The organism is Leptolyngbya sp. CALU 1928, from assembly GCF_056784215.1.
Genome location: NZ_JBXBCE010000002.1, coordinates 341,331 through 360,478, shown reverse-complemented (window position 1 = coordinate 360,478; position 19,148 = coordinate 341,331). Strand labels below are relative to the sequence as shown.

At 49.5% G+C, this 19,148-nt stretch carries 16 protein-coding genes; 7 read left to right on the top strand and 9 right to left on the bottom strand.

The genetic code is table 11. The features are described from left to right. Position 1: 1 nt before the first annotated feature. On the top strand, positions 2-289 hold the full coding sequence (locus tag AC1S5B_RS17500; protein WP_482036984.1) for an MSMEG_0570 family nitrogen starvation response protein: 288 nt from the start codon (positions 2-4) through the stop codon (positions 287-289). On the opposite strand, the gene AC1S5B_RS17495 is transcribed toward AC1S5B_RS17500, so the two are convergent. From AC1S5B_RS17495 to hpxO, 3 genes are read right to left on the bottom strand one after another with little or no spacing between them, the layout of a single operon-like run. Further along, positions 270-725, bottom strand: a complete 456-nt coding sequence (locus AC1S5B_RS17495; RefSeq protein WP_482036983.1) for a GFA family protein — start codon at positions 723-725, stop codon at positions 270-272. The genes AC1S5B_RS17500 and AC1S5B_RS17495 overlap by 20 nt on opposite strands. 3 nt (positions 726-728) lie before the next feature. Next, positions 729-1,091: a hydroxyisourate hydrolase gene (gene uraH / locus AC1S5B_RS17490; RefSeq protein ID WP_482036982.1), complete on the bottom strand. Its 363-nt coding sequence runs from the start codon at positions 1,089-1,091 to the stop codon at positions 729-731. Between the two features lies 1 nt (position 1,092). Further along, positions 1,093-2,253 carry an FAD-dependent urate hydroxylase HpxO gene (gene hpxO / locus AC1S5B_RS17485; RefSeq protein WP_482036981.1) on the bottom strand — a complete coding sequence of 387 codons (1,161 nt, stop codon included), beginning with the start codon at positions 2,251-2,253 and terminating at the stop codon, positions 1,093-1,095. Between the two features lie 181 nt (positions 2,254-2,434). On the opposite strand from hpxO, the gene AC1S5B_RS17480 reads away from it, so the two are divergent. Both AC1S5B_RS17480 and AC1S5B_RS17475 read left to right on the top strand, forming a co-directional pair. Further along, positions 2,435-2,863, top strand: coding sequence for a YidH family protein (locus tag AC1S5B_RS17480; RefSeq protein WP_482036980.1), 429 nt, complete (start codon positions 2,435-2,437; stop codon positions 2,861-2,863). A gap of 264 nt (positions 2,864-3,127) precedes the next feature. Beyond that, entirely contained in the window at positions 3,128-3,754 is a 627-nt protein-coding gene (locus tag AC1S5B_RS17475) for a DUF922 domain-containing Zn-dependent protease (RefSeq protein WP_482036979.1), read from the top strand. Between the two features lie 249 nt (positions 3,755-4,003). Here AC1S5B_RS17475 and AC1S5B_RS17470 read toward each other — a convergent pair whose 3' ends face one another. After that, entirely contained in the window at positions 4,004-4,861 is an 858-nt protein-coding gene (locus tag AC1S5B_RS17470) for a hypothetical protein (RefSeq protein ID WP_482036978.1), read from the bottom strand. Between the two features lie 260 nt (positions 4,862-5,121). On the opposite strand from AC1S5B_RS17470, the gene AC1S5B_RS17465 reads away from it, so the two are divergent. Continuing rightward, on the top strand, positions 5,122-5,466 hold the full coding sequence (locus tag AC1S5B_RS17465; RefSeq protein ID WP_482036977.1) for a hypothetical protein: 345 nt from the start codon (positions 5,122-5,124) through the stop codon (positions 5,464-5,466). 91 nt (positions 5,467-5,557) lie between these two features. Further along, positions 5,558-8,143, top strand: a complete 2,586-nt coding sequence (gene leuS / locus AC1S5B_RS17460) for a leucine--tRNA ligase (protein WP_482036976.1) — start codon at positions 5,558-5,560, stop codon at positions 8,141-8,143. Between the two features lie 16 nt (positions 8,144-8,159). Here the strand turns inward: leuS and AC1S5B_RS17455 are convergent, their stop codons facing one another. The 3 genes from AC1S5B_RS17455 to AC1S5B_RS17445 form a co-directional block, all read right to left on the bottom strand. Then, the gene (locus AC1S5B_RS17455) at positions 8,160-8,603 is read right to left on the bottom strand and encodes a DUF1622 domain-containing protein (protein WP_482036975.1); all 444 of its coding nucleotides are present in this window, start codon (positions 8,601-8,603) and stop codon (positions 8,160-8,162) included. A 162-nt stretch (positions 8,604-8,765) separates the two neighbouring features. After that, positions 8,766-10,166: a chloride channel protein gene (locus tag AC1S5B_RS17450; protein WP_482036974.1), complete on the bottom strand. Its 1,401-nt coding sequence runs from the start codon at positions 10,164-10,166 to the stop codon at positions 8,766-8,768. A 268-nt stretch (positions 10,167-10,434) separates the two neighbouring features. Beyond that, positions 10,435-11,946, bottom strand: a complete 1,512-nt coding sequence (locus AC1S5B_RS17445) for a NarK family nitrate/nitrite MFS transporter (RefSeq protein WP_482036973.1) — start codon at positions 11,944-11,946, stop codon at positions 10,435-10,437. A 919-nt stretch (positions 11,947-12,865) separates the two neighbouring features. On the opposite strand from AC1S5B_RS17445, the gene AC1S5B_RS17440 reads away from it, so the two are divergent. Continuing rightward, positions 12,866-13,276 (top strand): hypothetical protein, encoded by a 411-nt coding sequence (locus tag AC1S5B_RS17440; protein ID WP_482036972.1) that lies wholly within the window; start codon positions 12,866-12,868, stop codon positions 13,274-13,276. A 267-nt stretch (positions 13,277-13,543) separates the two neighbouring features. Beyond that, complete coding sequence (locus AC1S5B_RS17435; RefSeq protein WP_482036971.1) at positions 13,544-14,275, top strand: hypothetical protein; 732 nt, start codon at positions 13,544-13,546, stop codon at positions 14,273-14,275. 119 nt (positions 14,276-14,394) lie between these two features. Here AC1S5B_RS17435 and AC1S5B_RS17430 read toward each other — a convergent pair whose 3' ends face one another. Further along, positions 14,395-17,466, bottom strand: coding sequence for a right-handed parallel beta-helix repeat-containing protein (locus AC1S5B_RS17430; RefSeq protein WP_482036970.1), 3,072 nt, complete (start codon positions 17,464-17,466; stop codon positions 14,395-14,397). 128 nt (positions 17,467-17,594) lie between these two features. After that, positions 17,595-19,124, bottom strand: coding sequence for an anthranilate synthase component I (gene trpE / locus AC1S5B_RS17425; RefSeq protein WP_482036969.1), 1,530 nt, complete (start codon positions 19,122-19,124; stop codon positions 17,595-17,597). Between the last annotated feature and the right edge of the window lie 24 nt (positions 19,125-19,148).

Below are 19,148 nucleotides of genomic sequence, written 5' to 3'. Positions count from 1 at the left end.
TATGCCAGAAATTCGTTTTCAAATTCAATGGTCAGATGGTTCCCAAGATGTTTGCTATTCGCCATCACTGATTGTCAAAGAGTACTTTACGCCCAATACAGAATATCCGCTGGAGGATTTTGTGCAGCGATCGCAAACAGCGTTGAAGATTGCCAGCGATCGGGTTCAGGCAAAATATGGAATGCCCTGTAGTTTGGCGTTAAATCAACTGCACCAAATTGAAACGAAAGCGGCACAGTATCGAAATTTGCCGCAGCCAATCGTTCAGTTCATCCAATTTCTGGAGTGAACCGTTGGAAAAACTCAGCGAAGTTTGCGGGCTGTCGTGTTTCTTGTAAGGTGTCTTCAGGAATTAGGAACCAAGGCTGAGCGCTACGAGTCCAGACATGTCCAACGGGTTGCAGCCAGCTTGTGTCATCTAATGTTCCAGGTTTCAAGTTGGTAATCTGCGGATTGCGCTCTGGCTGATGAAATAATCGGGTGCCACAGTCGCCACAAAAGAAGCAAATTACCTCGCGATCGCTGTCTCCTTTTCGTCGCCATTCTTTAGGTTGTCCTTGCGTAACACTTAATGCTTCACGAGGAACGGTCATAGACATACCAAAGGCACTGGATGATTGCTTCTGACATTCAGTGCAGTGACAGACGTACAGCGTAAGCGGCTCTGCTAAAAGCTCATATCGAATCTGTCCACATTGACATCCTCCAGAGTAGGGCTGAGGCATTTCTTAACTGCCTCGATAGGTGCTGTATGCCCAAGGCGAAACTAGGAGCGGCACATGATAGTGAGCCTCAATGTTGGCAATGCCAAATTGAATTGGCACTCGGTTTAAAAATGGTGGCGTAGTTGTTTCAACGGGTTGATTTGTGAAGTAGTTACCGACCGCAAAAATGAGTTCATAGACTCCTATCTTTAGTTCGCTATCTGTTAATAAAGGAGAATCGGTTCGTCCATCGCTGTTGGTTGCTATCGCTTTTAAAAGCACTCTTTGATCCGATTCAAGATCAATTGACCAAAGCTCGATCGCCAGGTTTGCCGCAGGTTTCCCTTGAGCCGTATCTAAAACGTGAGTCGTGAGTTTTCCAGCCATATTATTTCATCGGTCCCCGCAAGATGATTTTGGCGATCGCGTCGGTGACATCGGACGGTTTTTCGTGTTGCAGTTGGTCATACCATTGTTGTGTGGCAGTTGGATCTTTCCCGTGAATTTGTTCAGCCCGACTGCGCGCCTTCGTGACAATTGCGCCCGTGCGTTCCTTACGTTCTGTTTCGTAGCGCTTGAGGGCATCTGTAACGCTGATGTTGGTCGTCGCTAGGTAATGGGCTAACACAAAGCCATCTTCTAATGCCTGACAGCCGCCCTGCCCCAAATCGGGACAGGTTGCATGGGCGGAGTCTCCTAACAGTGCAACTCGACCCTGCACTAGCCCATTCAGTGGTCCCACATCGTGAATCAATACTCGGTTAGTTTTTTCGGGGTCGAGGCGTTGAATTAGGGTCTGCACTGGGTCTGCCCAACCCGCAAAAAATCGAGTCAAATCCTCGCGAATATCCCCCCCAGTCGCGGCTGATTCCTTAGACATAGGCATATCAAAGAAAAAATAAAAGCGATCGCCGGATACAGGCATCAGCGAAGCGCGTTTAAATTCACCCACATAAATTGCCCACATATTTTTGGGTGCCAAGTCATCACTCATGGGCACCAATCCATTCCAGTTAACATAGCCACCATATTGCGGTTCTACCGCTTCACCCAACACATATTTTCGGGCAATAGAACGCACTCCATCAGCGGCGATTAGTAGATCACCCGTTGCGGTATGCCCGTTTTCAAACAGGGCGGTAACGCTATGGTCATCCTGCTCTAGCCCAATAAAGTTGCACCCCAGTTTGATCTCACCGGGATAAGCCTTCATCAACATTGACTGCAAATCGGCACGGGAAACCGGATAGGGACGCTGCCCCACCTCTGCCACTAAGGGTGCCAAATCAATGTTGCTGATCAATTCACCCGTATGACAGCAATATTGCATCACGTCCATCTGTCCGCCAATTTCCGCGATTTCTTTGCCCAAGCCCAAGCGATTCAATACTTTGACCCCATTCGACCAGAGAGAAATCCCGGCTCCAACGGGGCGTAACTCACTCACCCGATCATAGACTTCGACCTCATAGCCTGCTTGCTTCAGGGCGATCGCCGATCCTAAGCCGCCCATGCCTGCCCCAATCACGATCGCCTTCAGATTGTCCATGCCATTTCTCCAAGCACAACGCCGATCTTTTTACCTAACCTTATCAGGATTCAATTCTACGTCACTGACCGAACCGATACCGAATGCTTGTAGCGTAGATCGGCTGAATCGATAGAATTGGGTAGGTTAGAAGCCAATGCTTTTTTGTAAAACTTTTCTTCAAATACCCCAGGGGATGCTGATGACCAAAGGATCTAAGGTAGATCGACAGCGAGAACATCAGGCAAATGAACGGACGTTTCTGGCATGGCTGAGAACGTCGCTGGCATTGATTGGGTTTGGATTTGCGATCGCCCGATTTAGCCTCTTTCTGCATCAGCTTCAGACCACAATGAACCCACAAGTCGTTGCCGCGCCTTCCTTCTTTAACTCCGAAACGTTGGGAGTGAGTTTAGTCATCATCGGCATTGGGGTGATTGCCCTAGCGGTTTGGCGTTATAACCAAGTTTTTTGGCAAATTGAGCGGGGAGACTATCAACCCAATCGACTTTTAGTTTGGCTCCTAGCCGGAGTGGTGATCCTTTTAGGCACCTTAAGTCTGCCCTTAGTGCTGTGGCGAGATCGCGGCAATGGCGCACCGACCGCTCCTCCCAAAAGCTCTCATTTCTAGTCGTTAGTAGTCCTTAATTCCATCAGTCGGTAACTTGAGCAGTAGGATGGCTTGATTGAATTTAGAGGAGCTATGTCTACCCTGCTGGTCAAAAATATCCAGGCGTTTCTGATTTGAGAAATGAATTTTTCCTTACCCTAGCCCTAACGCGTGGGGAGAGGGAACAATAATTCTAAGCCTTTCTCCTTGGGGAGAAGAGTTCGGGATGAGGGTAGTTCATTCCCGTATTGAGCAATGCCCAAAAGACTTTTGATAGGCATCTTTATGCGCTTGAAACCTTTTGTTATTTTTGTTATCACTGCTATGGCAACCGCGATCGCCACTAGCACATCTTGGCTGCCTCTGCCCTTCAACCAAGCGCGCGCGGTTCAACCAGCCAATCCTCAAATCATCCTGACCACGAATTATTACGCCATCAACGGTACCACCGCTGATCAACTGCGCCGCCAAATGAACCAGGTTGGGGTGTTAGATCCTCGCTCAAACCGTCGCTTTGACGGCTACACTAGCTGGCAGATCCGCTGGCAATATAGGTACATCACAAGCGATAACACTTGCCGCATCCACAAAGCCACAGTCAAAACTAATATAACCATGACATTGCCTAGATGGAATCCTTCCAGAAGTGCTTCCAGAAAGGTTATCGACCGATGGAAAACCTACAGCAAAGCTCTGAAAACCCATGAAGATGGGCATAAACAAAATGGCATCAATGCTGGCAACGAAGTTTTGCAAACGCTGCAAAGTTTACCCGGTTACACATCCTGCAATCAGTTAGGTAAAGCAGCCAATACACTGGGCGATCGCCTGATCCAAAAGCATATCCAACGGGACATTGACTATGATAAAGCCACCGGACACGGAGTAAGCCAAGGGGCAATTTTCCCCTAAATAATAATCGTGATGTAGTGTCATTAGCACTTATTACAGCGAGTGTGATTAGCAGCTAACTAACGGTCAACCACTGCCGATCTTCTCCATCACCTTATCAAGATTCAATCCTACGTCCCTGACTGACTTGATACCGAAACTTTGTCAAAAAAAGCGCAGATCATGATCTTTAGGTTCATGATCTGCCATTTCGTTGATCACTAGGATCACGGTGTCAATGATCACTATGCCAATGACGCTATTAGATGCTTACTTGAAAATAGTGTACGTCGCGCCAGTGACCTGCCCATTTCTACTGTTGATGTTGCAGTTGTAATTAAACCGATGCGACATGAAAGTTCTTTGAGAAAAGTTCCCTTCCCCTCGAATGCTTTCGACTCCGTTAGAAACAACATAGCGCCGGGTCGTTTCTGGAAGAAAATTGAGCGACTGAACCCCTGCAAAACTGTTGCGAATTTTGTTGGACACAAAAGTCTGACATCTGCGGGCAGTAGGGTCATTGGGTGGAACCGGACGACCACCAGCAGGTGGCAGGGTCGGCGGAATAGGCTGGGGCGGTCTGGGTTGAGGAGATGTCGTGACGGAGATAACAGTGGCGGTGAACGTATTCACTCGACATTCTGCCGTTTGCCCAGTGACACGATTGCGAAGAAACACCGTTCTTACTCCACTTTCGGCATCGATTGGACCTGCATTTATCACGTCAATATCTCTGACTTGCACCACCATTTCCTCAGCAGTCCGCTGAAGGCAAGCCCTTTTTGAGGCTTCAGGCAGGGGAGCAGGCGGGGGAGTTACCTGCGGTGGTCGAGGGGCGGGGGAAGTCGTGACTGATAAAACCTTGCTGTCAATGGTGTTTACTGTACATTGGGATGTCTGCCCGGTGGTGCGGTTCCGCATGGACAGCGTTCTGACTCCGGTTGTGGCTTCGATAGGACCTGCACTGACAAATTCGATATCTCTCGTTTGCACGACCATGTCTTCGGCAACCCGTTGAGTGCAGGCATTGATTGAACCAGGAGGAACGGTTTGGGCTGTAGCAGGATGGGCGATCGCGATCGATGCCACTGTCATCATGCCAATTCCTAAAAGTGCCTTAATTTTCATAATTTAAACTCCTCTCATCACGGTATTGAGTGCGTCTATGTGAATACAAATCATCTAGACATATTTCAGTATCTTTTAAAAAAGTAAAAAAGAAATAGTAAACTCTCCACATTTTTAAGTTGCGACAAAAGAATGAAGGCAAAATAATTAGCTTACTCAAGGATGATTAGCTGAGCAATTTGTTTCTTCTGATAGAGTTCTAACCGTAAAAGACTTGCCATACTTTCTGTATCGAGTAGAAAGTAGTGAGAGCATCGATCATGCGCCCAGCATTTGTTCCGCTTAGTACTATTGCAATGTTGTTTAGCCTGATCAGCCTTGTTCAGGCTGTGCCAATGGGTTCTGCAAACTCTTTGAGTGGATTGCAGGAGCGTTCTGTTCGGCGATCGCCTGCTCCATCCCCTAGTACATCTTTCCCCAATCAAACCGTTCAGCAAAACTCAGATACCGTAGGGCTGAGGCTGAACCAAAATCTCCAGTTAAGGGTTACACCAGAGCGCGATAAAAACTTATCGGGCATATATCCCGAAGATAGTACTGCCAGCGGAAATAGGATTCAGCTTCTCTATCAAATTGACCAAACTGACCCAATTGAACAAAAGTAGTTGACTCACACTCCTAAGCAATGAAAGGATAATTAATTTGCCCTAACCTGACTAGAATGAGTTAGGCAAGTTATTGGCAGGAGTTGAGTTTGTGGATCGTTACACCCCGGCAGAGATTGAGGAAAAGTGGCAAAAGGCATGGGCTGAACAAGGGCTGAACAAGACTTCAAATGACCTCAGCAAGCCTAAGTTCTATGCGCTGTCTATGTTTCCCTATCCATCGGGCGATTTGCACATGGGGCATGTGCGGAACTATACGATCGCCGATGTCATTGCGCGGGTGCGACGGATGCAAGGGTTTCGGGTGCTGAATCCCATGGGTTGGGATGCCTTTGGCTTGCCTGCGGAAAATGCGGCGATCGCCCGCAATATTCATCCGGCTAAATGGACGAATCAAAACATTGCTCAAATGCGATCGCAGTTCAATCAACTGGGCATTTCCTTCGATTGGGATCGGGAACTTGCCACTTGTTCGCCCGATTATTACCGCTGGACACAGTGGATTTTTCTAGAGTTTTTCAAGGCAGGATTGGCATATCAAAAAGAGGCAACAGTCAACTGGGACCCCATTGACCAGACCGTTTTGGCGAATGAGCAAGTGGATAGTGCCGGAAAATCCTGGCGATCGGGCGCGGTGGTCGAACGCAAACTGCTACGTCAATGGTTCTTCAAAATCACCGACTACGCCGAGCAGCTTTTGACCGACCTGAACCAACTCACGGGTTGGCCCGAAAAGGTGCGGTTAATGCAGGCAAACTGGATTGGCAAATCCACGGGTGCACAGGTGACTTTCACCACCGAGGGCGGCGATGATTTGGTGGTCTTCACCACACGCCCGGATACGTTGTGGGGAGCGACGTTTATGGTGTTGTCGCCAGAGCATCCCTTAGTCGAGAAGCTAACCATACCGGAACAGGCAAGCGCGATCGCAACCTATCAAGCCGCTGCCGCCAAAAAAAGCGACCTCGATCGCATGGCAGACGGGCAAGAAAAAACAGGCGTGTGGACAGGCAGCTATGCCATTAATCCCGTAAATGGGGAACAGGTGCCCATCTGGATCGCTGACTATGTGCTGGTGGATTATGGCACCGGAGCGATTATGGCAGTTCCCGCCCACGATCCCCGCGACTTTGAGTTTGCCAAAAAATTCAACCTGCCGATTAAAGTTGTGGTGCAGCCAGAAGGCGAAGCCCTAGAGGGTGAGACGATGACCGCTGCTCATGTGGGGGGTGGCGCGATCGTCAATTCGGGTGCATTGAACGGCATCCCCGCAGGTAAAGAAGCGGGACAAAGCGTGGAAGCCGCTGTGCAATGGTTAGAGGCAAACCGTAAAGGTAAGGGGACGAATAACTATCGGCTGCGAGACTGGTTGATTTCTCGCCAGCGCTATTGGGGCGCACCGATTCCGATTATCCATTGCCCAACCTGCGGTGCGGTGCCTGTGCCGGATGCTGATCTGCCCGTAAAACTGCCGGAAGATGTAGCGTTTTCAGGACGGGGAGCCTCTCCCTTGGCGCAGTTAGCATCCTGGATTAACGTGCCCTGTCCGACTTGTGGAACTCCTGCCCAGCGGGAAACCGACACGATGGATACCTTCATTGATTCCTCCTGGTACTTTTTGCGCTATCCCGATGCGAAGAATGATCAACAGGCATTTGATCCCGCGATCGCTAATGATTGGCTACCTGTGGATCAATATGTCGGCGGCATTGAACACGCGATTTTGCACTTGCTGTATTCGCGCTTTTTCACCAAGGTATTGCGCGATCGCGGCTTGCTCAACTTCGACGAACCCTTCAAGCGCCTGCTGACCCAAGGGATGGTGCAGGGCAAAACCTACAAAAATTCCCAGACAGGCAAGTATGTCCTGGCGATCAACATTGCCGACTTGACCAATCCCATTGATCCCGAAACGGGCGACGCGCTGGAAGTCGTCTACGAAAAAATGTCCAAATCAAAATACAACGGCGTAGCTCCCGGCGATGTCATAGATAAATATGGCGCAGATACGGCACGGATGTTCATCCTGTTCAAAGCTCCCCCCGAAAAAGATTTGGAATGGGAAGACGCAGACGTAGAAGGACAATTCCGCTTCCTCAATCGCGTCTGGCGACTCGTAACAGAATGGAAAATAGGCAAAGAAACAGTAGGGAACTCCGAACTCCCAACTCCGAACTCCCAACTCTCTAAGCCTGAAAAAGAATTGCGTCGTGCGATTCACTTTGCCATCCAGGCGATTACTGAGGATTTGGCAGACGAATATCAGTTCAACACGGCGATATCGGAAATGATGAAGCTGAGCAATGCATTGACGGATGCGCCTTGCAAAGAGTCGCCTGTGTATACCGAAGGCATTGAGGCGCTGATCAAGTTGCTAGCTCCGTTTGCACCTCATATGGCAGAAGAGCTTTGGCACCATTTGGGACATGCCGATTCGGTGCATACTCAACCTTGGCTGGGGGTGGATGAGTCGGCGTTGATTGCCGATGAAATTACGCTAGTGATTCAGGTTTTGGGTAAAACGAAGGGCACGATTCAGGTTCCCGCCCAGGCGACCAAGGAAGAGTTGGAACAGTACGCTCGGTCATCTGATTTGGCAAAGCGGTATCTGGACGGCAAGGAGATTAAAAAAGTGATTGTGGTGCCTGGGAAACTAGTGAACTTTGTTGTCATATGATTTTGGGTGAGGGAATTTATGACTCGATGTTCTCTCGAATTTGCTGATTCATTGCTTCTAGTTCGCGCACTTCTTTTTGTAAGAAAAAGTTGAGAAACGTGCGAATTCCAGTAATCGCCGCTAACCGGGCGATCGCGTCCCAGCTTGGCGAAACCGCAGTAGCAACAACATCCGCAGCCAAAAGAAACTCTAACGCTAAAGCTAAAGACAACCCCAACTCTAGGCGAATCACTTGTTGAGCATCTTTCAGTCGTCGTCGTCTTGCTTTCTGCCATAGCTGTTGCAAAGCAATGATCAATGAGATTGCAATGATTGAAATTGCAATAAACTCCAAAATGATTTTTAAAAACAAGGCAAACTCTTGCAGCAGTGATTCTATAAGCCGAGTTAGCTCAAACGATGGGGTTTGATTCGCTAACTCAACGGCTGAGCTTGCCACACTATTTACATCAACTATCATCAATAAACCGCTTTCAATGTTCGACTCAATTCATTCACGGTATCAGCAGCAGCAACCATCTCTTTGTGCTTAGGCAAACTTTTGAAGCTTACCATCATCACAAACTACAGAGTCCTCTTGCGCTTTGCTCTACAATCCACTGAAGAGAGTCTGAAGAGATAATTAGGTTTGTTCAGCTACCCCAAAACTGATCGCGGGGCGATCGCGGATTGCAGGTTGATAGTCGCCTTCTGACACCGTGCGCGATCTTTGAGTGCTAATCAACGACACTTGAGTGGTGAGCAAAAAGCTAGTAAAGCTGGCAATCACGATCACCGGAACCATGGAAGTATCGGCAATCACACTAAGAATCACCGTGGTGCTAACGGGCGTTTTGGTGATCGCCACATTCACCGCTGCCATCAAACACACTATGGCGATCGTCGGATGAATCTGGGGAAAGCCCAGGGAAATTGCCAAGCCCACTACCGAGCCAATATAGAACAGTGGAAAAATAAAGCCTCCCCGAAAGCCAGAATGCAGAGTGCAGCTAATTGCCAACATTTTTGCCAGACCAATCATCAGTAATAACGCAATCCCGTAAGTTGCGCCCTGCTCAATCACCGTGTCAATTTGCTTTTCGCCAAAAAACAACGTTTGGGGAAACACTAACGCAATCAGCCCGATTGATAAGCCGCCCAACGTCGCCAACAAAATCGTCTGATGATGCAATGGCTCCGTTAAATAGCCCACCACGCGAAATATCAACACAAACAGCAGCGCCACCGCCGCGCCCACGGCTCCCAAAATCGCCCCTTCCAGCAGATTCAGCAACGTCATGGTGGGAATCGACTCGAAGTGATACATGCCGCCAATGGAAAGCCCCGTCGTCGTGCGAAACACCGTGAAGCTCATAATTGCCGATAGAACTGCCGGAATGATGGCTTCGTAATATTCCAAGCCGCGCCGATGGGGAAGTTCCAATGCAAACAGCGCCCCGCCTAAAGGTGCCCCAAAGAAGGCTCCTAGCGCTGCACTCATGCCGCAAAAGGTGAGAATGCGAACGGTGGGCAGTGATAAGTTAAGTTTTGTGCCAACCCAGCCGCCAATACTGCCATTCACCTGCACCAAGGGCGCTTCGGGTCCGGCGCTGCCACCTGCGACGATCGAAAACAGGGATGCCACAATCATGGCGGGAGTCTGTTTCATGTCGATGCGTCCGGGGTCATGCACCTTATCAACCACAAAGGCAACTTCTCCAGGCAGTCCCATAAAGTAGAGCGATAATCCCACGAGCAATCCGCCCATTGTGGCAGCAATCCACACATAGTTTTTAGCGAGAAACTCACTAGCAAACTGGGCTTGCAACATCTCTGGCACCTGCTGCCAAACGAGATGCATCGAGCTTTCTAGTAGGTAATAGTAGGCAGTGGCAACCAGTCCTCCGGCAACGCCGATCGCCGCTGCCCAAAAGATAATTTGAGCATAGGTTAAGTCACACACCACGGGAGCCATAACTCCATTCGTAGATAAATCTTCAGTGGGCTTGTCGATCATGGATGGATCTTGGGAAGTCAATGACATAAAGCATTCCTGAAATTGGGCAAAGGATAAAAAGAAGACAATTCACCGTACTCATGATCAGGTAGCTGATGCCGATCGCGGCTAAGAGCAGCGTTGGCGGGTTGCAACAGCGCAATTGCATGAACTCACGGTGGTCAGTGGCAAGGACTCAGCTTGTGCAGGATGGGTGAGGCACTAGCTAGCATCCATTTATCTCTAGGACAGAGACGGGGCGGCTCATAGCGGCAGCCCATCCTACATCTGCCGAATCAATCCAAACGTGTTCCGACTAGGGTCTGTAGCGATCGTCTGGCATTGCCGAAATCATCACGTCTGAGACTGCTTCGACAGGCTCTTCGTCGTGAGATCCAGTGGGTTCTTTTAAGAAGAAGGCATTGATAAACGCCACCATCAACGCCACGACTCCCAACATGTTGAAGAATGTGCGATCGCTGGCTGCTCCCGCAGGCAAAAGGCTGTAAATCGTTAGATAAATCACAGCACCCACATTGCCATAAGCGCCGACATTCCCAGCAATTTGTCCCGTCACCCGACTCTTAATCAACGGCACAATCCCAAAGGTTGCTCCTTCTGCCGCCATGACAAAAAAGGATGCCAACATCGTCGCTGCAACCACAACTGGCAACGGCACCCCTTGTCCTAAACTTGAGAAAATCAGATAGCCAATTCCGGTGCCCATTAACGTTGCCACCAGTGCCCATTTACGGCTACCCACCTTGTCTGAAATCCACCCACCACCGGGACGGGCTGGAATATTCATAAAGGCATAGGTGCTGGCGACTGCGCCAGCTAGGGCAGCAGGCAGACCATAACCTCGTTCAAAGAATGAAGGCAGCATGGAGACGACAGCCAATTCTGAACCAAAACAAGCAACATAGGAGAGTTCCAGATTTGCCACTTGAGAAAAGCGATAGCGATCGTCCGCTTCATACTTTTTCATGCCTGTCATCAAGGGCTTGTTCGCTTGGTAAGCGTTGTAAGCCTGAAATGCATACAGCGCCACAAGAAAAATACAAACGATCGCAAAGGTGTTGGCATTAATGAACTTCACCCTGTTCAAGCGCCAAGCAATCACCCCTAAACCCGCCACCAGTGGAATATTCATCAACAGCATAAACCAGAAATCCCGTTTGCTGGTGACTTCCATCCCCGCACTGCTGGGTGGACGCTGGTAAACTTTCCCTGGCGGCGTATCCGATACATTCAGAAAATAGACGACCCCATAGCACGCCGCAACAACGCCTGTAAGTGCGATCGCAAACCGCCAGTTGAGTTGACCCGCCGCCATAAATGCAGTGACAGTGGCGATCGCGGGCAAGGTAAATGCCGCAGCCGACGAGCCAAAATTACCCCAACCCCCATAGATTCCCTCTGCCAGACCAATTTCACTGGATGGAAACCACTCTGCCACCATCCGAATCCCAATCACAAAGCCACAGCCGACAATACTCAGCGCCAAACGGCTGAACACCAATTGTTCAAAGTTCTGCGCCATCGCAAACGCAAAGCAGGGCAGCGCCGCATAAATCAGTAAGCACGAATAGGTAATGCGTGGACCAAACCGATCCAACACCATCCCCACAATGATTCGTGCTGGAATCGTCAGGGCAACGTTGCAGATTGCCAGAGTCCGCATTTGCGCTTCCGATAGACCCATTTCAGTCTTCACTGCCGTAGCAAACGGGGCAAAGTTAAACCAAATCACGAACGTTAGAAAAAAAGCAAACCAAGTGAAATGCAAGATGCGATTCCGCCCAGTGAATGACCAAATTCCAGCCATAGATTTCAGGTTTCCTAAAAAATTGTACGAGAAACATTTTCTGCACCCGAAAAGGCAATTGCGCTCAATAAGCAACGCCAGTCAGATCCAAAAAGATGCTGAAATATCAGGACATGCTCACAGCTATCTCTGAAGGAGAATCGTGCTGCTATCCCAACCTGCTTGATATGAAAAATTTAATCAGACCCGTATTTCTTCACCGATTCAATTCAAACTTCAACAGTAATAGAGGGGTGTGAAGTTACTACTAATAGAGCTGACTCAAAAACATGGGCACTACTTTCCTTAACTATCCTGCTAACCTTTCCTAACAAAAAATTACAGAAACTAATCGTTTTTACTGGGGCACTCGTGAGATATAAATTTTCGTGAGCCACCTTGACGAAAGGAAACCACACGTCAAACGGTATGAAAAATGCGAACCAATCAAAGTTCAAGATCAAGTGTGGATCTCGAAATGACAATAATCCTCGAAGCATATTAAGATGTTCCTAGAAAACAAAAAGACCGACCTTGCTGTAGTTTGCTTCAGAGCAATAGCCGCAAGGTTTTTTTAATGACTGCGGACTGATAGTGCAGAGCGAGGTATTGAAACTTCGATCGGAGCTATCAGCACGAAATTGATCTGTCATAGATGGCACTCAATCAATCTCACACTAAGTTATAAATTTCATTAGGTCGGATAGATGTATTGGTAGTAACGATTTAAGACAGAAGGTTGCTGAGTTGGCATAAGATGCATATCGATTCCGCATTAATCGCCAAAAAACTTAGGTATCGAATCTATAAAGCTGCCCAGTTAAACCTATTCCATAGGATTTGAGGAAGGTGCTCATTTTTTAGCTCACACTAGAAAAATCAGATTATTTCGTGTAAAATTGTATTGTTCAATACAGATTTTAGTCGAAGAGCTAAGGAAATGAACATTCAACGCCTCACCCCTGTTTTGTGTGGACTGCTGCTATCTGGCGGGCTGATCACCTCTGCCGCCGCAGCGCAACCAGTCAACGCTACAAAACAAAACTCGCAAGTGCAACATTTAACCTGTGTCAAAGACACGCGAGGGTTGATGTGTACGGTTGATGAGGCATTGAATACATCATCGAGCGGTGTGGAGCAGAAAACTGCTGAGAAAGTGGTTTTAACACCGTCAGAATTAGCCGTCAATCAGCAGCTAGGGCAAATGTCAAATATCTTGCTGGGAATTATCTACTTTGGGCTACCGATCGCCCTCATTTTTGCCATCTTGCGCCACGATAAACGAGAGGCAAAACGGACTCAATGTATTGAAGGGTTAGAACGGATTTGGAATCAAAGCCCGCAGTCTTAATTTCTTCCACATCCGTAAAATTGGTCAGCCTATCCGAGAAATACCTCTTCCTAAGCCACTCTTTGAAAGGTTCTCTTCTAAGCGGTCTTGTCGTTATGACAAGACCGCTTTTTGCGTGGGATTGAATGGATCTCAATGTAGCGAGATTATCCTCAAACTGCATCATTGTTCCGCATCATTACAAACTAAAGAGTCTTCTTGCACTTTGCTCTACAATCCGCGAAATTGAGTTTATCAAAAGCTTATTTGTGTGAGGGGTTTTACGACATGCTGACTCAACGGTTCAAGGCGGTTCGCGCGATCGCCTTATGTACTCTGGCGATCTCAGCCGCAGAAGGGCTGATCACCTCTGCTCACGCCAATCCAACCCCATCTGCGCCATTTTTAATTGCCCAATCTCTTCCTCTAGTGGAGTTTCCTGCCGATAATGATGTGTGTCGCGGCAGTGGCAGTGTCCCTTTGCCCGTGTTCACTACCTCAACGTTAACCGTGCCTGTTGGTTCACCGCTTCCTCCCAATACCGCCGTTAAATTGACCGGAGTATTTAGACCCGGACGCAACCCGGCTCAAATCAAACAGCCTGTTTTAGGCTGGGTCAACTCTGGCACCCTCCAAACCCAATGCCCTGGCACCAATCCACCGCCTGCTAGACCTCCCGTTCCTTTCAATGAATTGACTACCAATTCTCCCTCTTGCCGTCGCTTGCGGCTGCCTGGAGAAATCCCCCCCGGTCCAGTCGATGGCTTAGTTGCCCGCGATACCCCTAGCCTCAACAGCCCTGCCCAAGTTGCCACCAACGGAATGCTAGATGGTCCAGCCGCAGGAGCGCGGGTGCAAACCACCGGCACCAACGGTAGCGCCATTACTCAAGTGGCTGACAATCGAGTTTGGATGGATATTTGGTATGTGGGGCGCTTGGGTAGAGTTCGCAAGGGTTGGGTCGTCGCGACTCCTGCTGGGTTTACCTCCGGTTCGCAATACATTTCCAATTGCCAATAGTATTTTTAGCTGCCCTTATCCAACTTTGGTCTACGTTTCAAAGTCCCTCTCTCGCTGGGAGAGGGATTTAGGGTAAGGGGAGTTGGGAAAATCGCCCTTCTCTTTTGGGGTCGCTTGGCTTAGGGGCACGCGATACCCCCAGCCGTGGTATTAACTTGGTTTACGGCTCCGGTGTTTGTGCCCAAAATCACTTGCAGTTGAGAGCCTATCAATGCAGGATTATTCGCTAGTGTGTAGCCTCCCACTAAGCTGGTGTTGCCATTTAAATTGACGCATAAAGTTTGGGGAACAGGCACATTAAAAGGAGCATCGGGGTCACGCCCCGTTAATGCACGGAAACCAGGATTGCCTGTTCCAGTGAGGATATTAAACCGAACATTGGCAGAAATCAGCGGGTTGCTACCACCGACTGGAGCCGCAAGGAATGGGTTAAGACCGAAAGTTTGTAGGTTAATCGCTTGAGCCGCAGGATTATTGGCATTGACGGTGTTATTTTCAATTGTGACTCTTGCTTGTGTGGTGCCCCGCGCTGCTACTTGAATCCCGGCAAACGCATTGGCAAAAGCAGGTAGTGCGTTGATGGTCACGGTGTTGTTACGAATGGTTCCGGTGACTTGAGCATTGGCAGCACCTAAAGGAAAGAGGGAGCCAAGCCGGAGATCAATGCCATCGTCGCCGTTGTTTTGAACTAGGTTATTTTCTATGATCAGGTTGCTGATGATAGCGTTTTGCTCAGCAGAGATCGCAATCCCATCGCCTCGAATGGGTGCAGGCGCGGGCAAAACGCCATTATTTTCAATCGTGTTCCCGCGAATCGTCACCGTGGCGGTTGCCGTGTTAGAAAAGGTCATGAATACGCCATCGTTGAAATTATTCCGAATTTGGTTGTCGCTCAGGGTGAGATCAAGCTGTCCAGAAAAGTTGTCCAGCACTAGCCCCTGTCCACCGGGCGGAATCGGCAAAACATTCATGGGCACGCTCCCCTGCACATTTTCGATGATGTTGTTAGAAATATTCAGGGTGCCCGTTGCGCCTGCCACAAACATGCCTTGACCCGTGGCAATATTGAGCGCGCCTAAAGGGGCGATAGGAGGGGTTGTGATTAGGCGAGTGCCCACATTGGAGATGCGGTTATTAGTAATCGATACGGTTGCCGCTGTGCCTGTTAGAGTCAGCCCTCGATCAAGCGTTTGCGTCAAGGTGTTATTGGCGATCTCCACTGTTCCAGCGGCTCCGGTTAGGGTCAGCCCCTGTCCACGGGTATTGCTGATGATATTGTCAGAAATATTGGTGGTGCCATTCACGCCACCGACCACAATGCCCTGCCCAGAGGGAACATTCAGAGTGCCGATTGTGGGAAGGGTGACGGGTGTATCTGCGCCAATCGTATTGGCAATGGAGTTATTGGCGATCGTCAAATTTCCCGTTGCATTCAGCACTACAAGCCCTTGAGTTGCGGTATTGGCGATCGCATTGTCCAGAATGTTCGTGGTGCCATTGGCTGAAACTATGACAATCCCTTGACCGCTAGGTAGAGGAATAATACTGCCAGGGTTAGGAATCGTAATCACGCCCCCGCCTAAGGGATTATTGAACGAGATATCGTTTGTGATGGGGTTCGCAATTGTGGTCGTGCCGCCCACGGTGTCGCTCACCTGATTATTCAGCACATTCACCGTGCCGCTGGCATTTTGGATGTAGATTCCCTGGTTAGTAGCCCGACTAATCTGATTTCGCAGCAACAGTAAGTTATCTACTCCATTCCCCAAAATGCTGCTATCGGCGGTGTTGGAGATCGCATTATCCCGAATCTCCACATTGCGAACATTGCTAAAAGTAACTCCGGCTCCGGTGGCGCTGGTGATGTTAAAGCCAGATAATACGGTATCGCTTCCCATCGTGATCGTGCCGTTCACCGTCGGGCGGATGGCACCAACTCCTGATAAATCCAGGCGAATATCCGCAATCCGCTGTCCTTGAAAAGCCGCAGGGATAATCTGTGTGGGAAAGGTAGACAATACTTGGACGCGATCGCGAATCGTAAACGCTGGAATACCTGGATTGCTACCTGCCTGGACATACACGATCGCGTTCCCATCCGATTGCGTCGCATCTAGAGCCGATTGCACGACTCCAAAAGGATTTTCAAAGGTGCCATTCCCGCCGCCTACCCCCAAAGTCACATGTTGAAACACATAGGGCTGTCCGGTTGCCGGGTTTTCGATCGCGACATCGCTGAAAGGAATACTAATACTGGTAGTCTCGCGCTGATGATCGATCGCGATCGTGCCAATCCGCGTAGGAGATTCTGCCATGCGCGCCAGTAGGGTTTTGGGTGCGGCACCCTTGGGGCGGACTCCCGGTAACGTCAGGGCGATCGTCCCAAACACGTTCGTGCCAAACAGCCCATCATGCTGCACCGCCACGCCCAGCAGCAAGTTATCGGTTACCCGTGCTTCCAGTCTTCCCCGCACCCCCACCACACTGGGACTACCCGCCGCACTCAGGTAATACAATCCGCCATAGCCTCGCAGATCGCCGCCATCATCGGGAAACTTGACCAGTCTGCCGCCAATTTCAGCATCAAATCCCGCCATTGCCGCTTCCAAATCGCGGATAGTCACCTGTTGGCGGGTGCCCGATGCCAGCAGAAAGTTGGTTTGAAAGCGAGTGCTGCTGACTGAATAATTGTTGGATGCGATCGCGGTTTCTCGCACGGTTTGACGAGTGTTGCCAGCAGGAATATAGCCATTGATCCGCGCATCCCAGCCTTCACCCAAGGTTTCTAGTCCCAAGCCCACCTGAGAAAACACATTGGAGCCAGTGTCACGGTTATCGTAGGCAAGGTATGCGCCATAAATTCGATTTGCGCTAGCTTGATAAGCACGATAGCCCACAACCAAACTACCGCCGGGATTGGCTTCATTATCGAGCAGAAATCGCCCTTCCAAAAATAGTAAATCTTTGCCGGGAGTTTGCATCAGAGGAATGAATCCCTGGATATTAGCAAACCCGTCGTAGCCACCACCGGGAGTGGTGTAGCCGACCCCAACTCGTGGCGTAATGACCAGATCAGCGGCTTTAGTGCTGGTGGGAATGGGAGCAACTTCGTCGGGCTGTGCCTTGGCAGACTGGGCGATCGCGATCGTCAATAACAAACAACCGCAGACGTATCGCAATCGTCCTTTCATTTTTAGCCCTCACAAACACACTCCCCGTATTTCTAACTGAAACGGTCGTGGGATGTCAATTCAGTAACAGGGGCAAAGCTCTCCATACTTAAGCCCCGACACCCGACACCTGATACCTAATACCTCTCTTATCCCAAACACCGAATCGCTTCCAACATGCCCTTTGCTTTATTCAGCGTTTCTTCGTATTCCTTTGCAGGAACAGAATCGGCAACTAATCCGGCTCCAGCTTGAACACTGACGCTGTGCTTCCCATTTCCTTGATTGCGAACCACCATCGTGCGAATGGAGATCGCGGTATTTAACTGGCCATCAAAATCATAGTAGCCATAGGCACCAGAGTAAGGTCCTCGGCGGCAGGGTTCTAAATCATGAATGATTTCCATCGCGCGAATTTTGGGTGCACCGCTGACGGTTCCTGCCGGAAAACCCGCTTTCAGCAAATCCCATGCCGTTTTATCCGGTGCCAGTTTGCCTACCACATTGCTAACAATATGCATCACATGGGAGTAGCGCTCAATCATCATCAATTCATCCACCTTGACCGATCCATGAATGCAGACCCGCCCTAGATCATTCCGTCCCAAATCCACCAGCATCACATGTTCAGCAATTTCTTTGGGGTCAGCCAGCAAATCTGCGGCAAGGGCTGCATCTTCTTGGGCTGTTTTGCCACGGGGGCGAGTGCCAGCGATCGGGCGCACCGTGGCAATCATTGGATCATCGTCTGCAATTCCCCGATCAACCTTCACCAAAACTTCTGGACTAGAACCAATGATCTGCCAGTCGCGAAAGTTGAAAAACGCCATGTAGGGAGAAGGGTTTACCTGCCGCAGCGATCGATAGAGCGCAAACGGATCGCCCACATACTCTGTGGAAAGCCGCTGAGAAATAACGACCTGAAAAATATCGCCGGCTCGAATGTGGTCTTTTGCGGTTTCCACATTGGCACAAAATTGGGCTTGAGTGGTGTTGCTAGTGAAGGCAATCGGGGCAGGAGCTTGGGACGATGGAGTCCATTCCAGCAGGTGAGCTTGTTCTGCAAGGGGAGACTGGAGTTTATGAATGAGTTGAGTTGCGCGATCGCAGGCTTGTTCGTAAGCAACAGCAAGATCAGTATTAGGGTCGCGCAAATCAGCATAGGCGATCGCCCAAACTTTCCGTTTCACCTGGTCAAAGATCAGCAAATTATCAACCTGCATCCATAAACCATCTGGCAAATCACCTGCCGCCGCCGGATAAATGGGGACGCGAGATTCAATCCAATGAATCAGTTCATACCCCCAAAAACCAAATAGCCCGCCAATTCCGGGCGGCAGCGCAGGCAATTTCACTGGATGGTAGGGTTCTAAGCAGGTTGCCAAGGTTGCAAACGGATCTCCTTCAAACGTCTGAGTAGACCCGTCCCGATAAGTTTGGGTGGTGTGTGTCCCTCGTGATTCCAACACCCAGAGCGGATCGCACCCTAAAAAACTGTAGCGCCCAATTCGCTCACCCCCCTCCACCGATTCCAGCAAAAAACTATAAGGTTGCCCCGAACAAACCCGATACCACGCTGAAACTGGCGTATCTAGATCGGCAACCCACTCCTGATAGACCGGTACAAAATTGCCTTGCTTCGCCAGTTCCACAAACTCAGAAAAATTGGGAGACAACATAACGGGAGAGATGATAGGGATGAG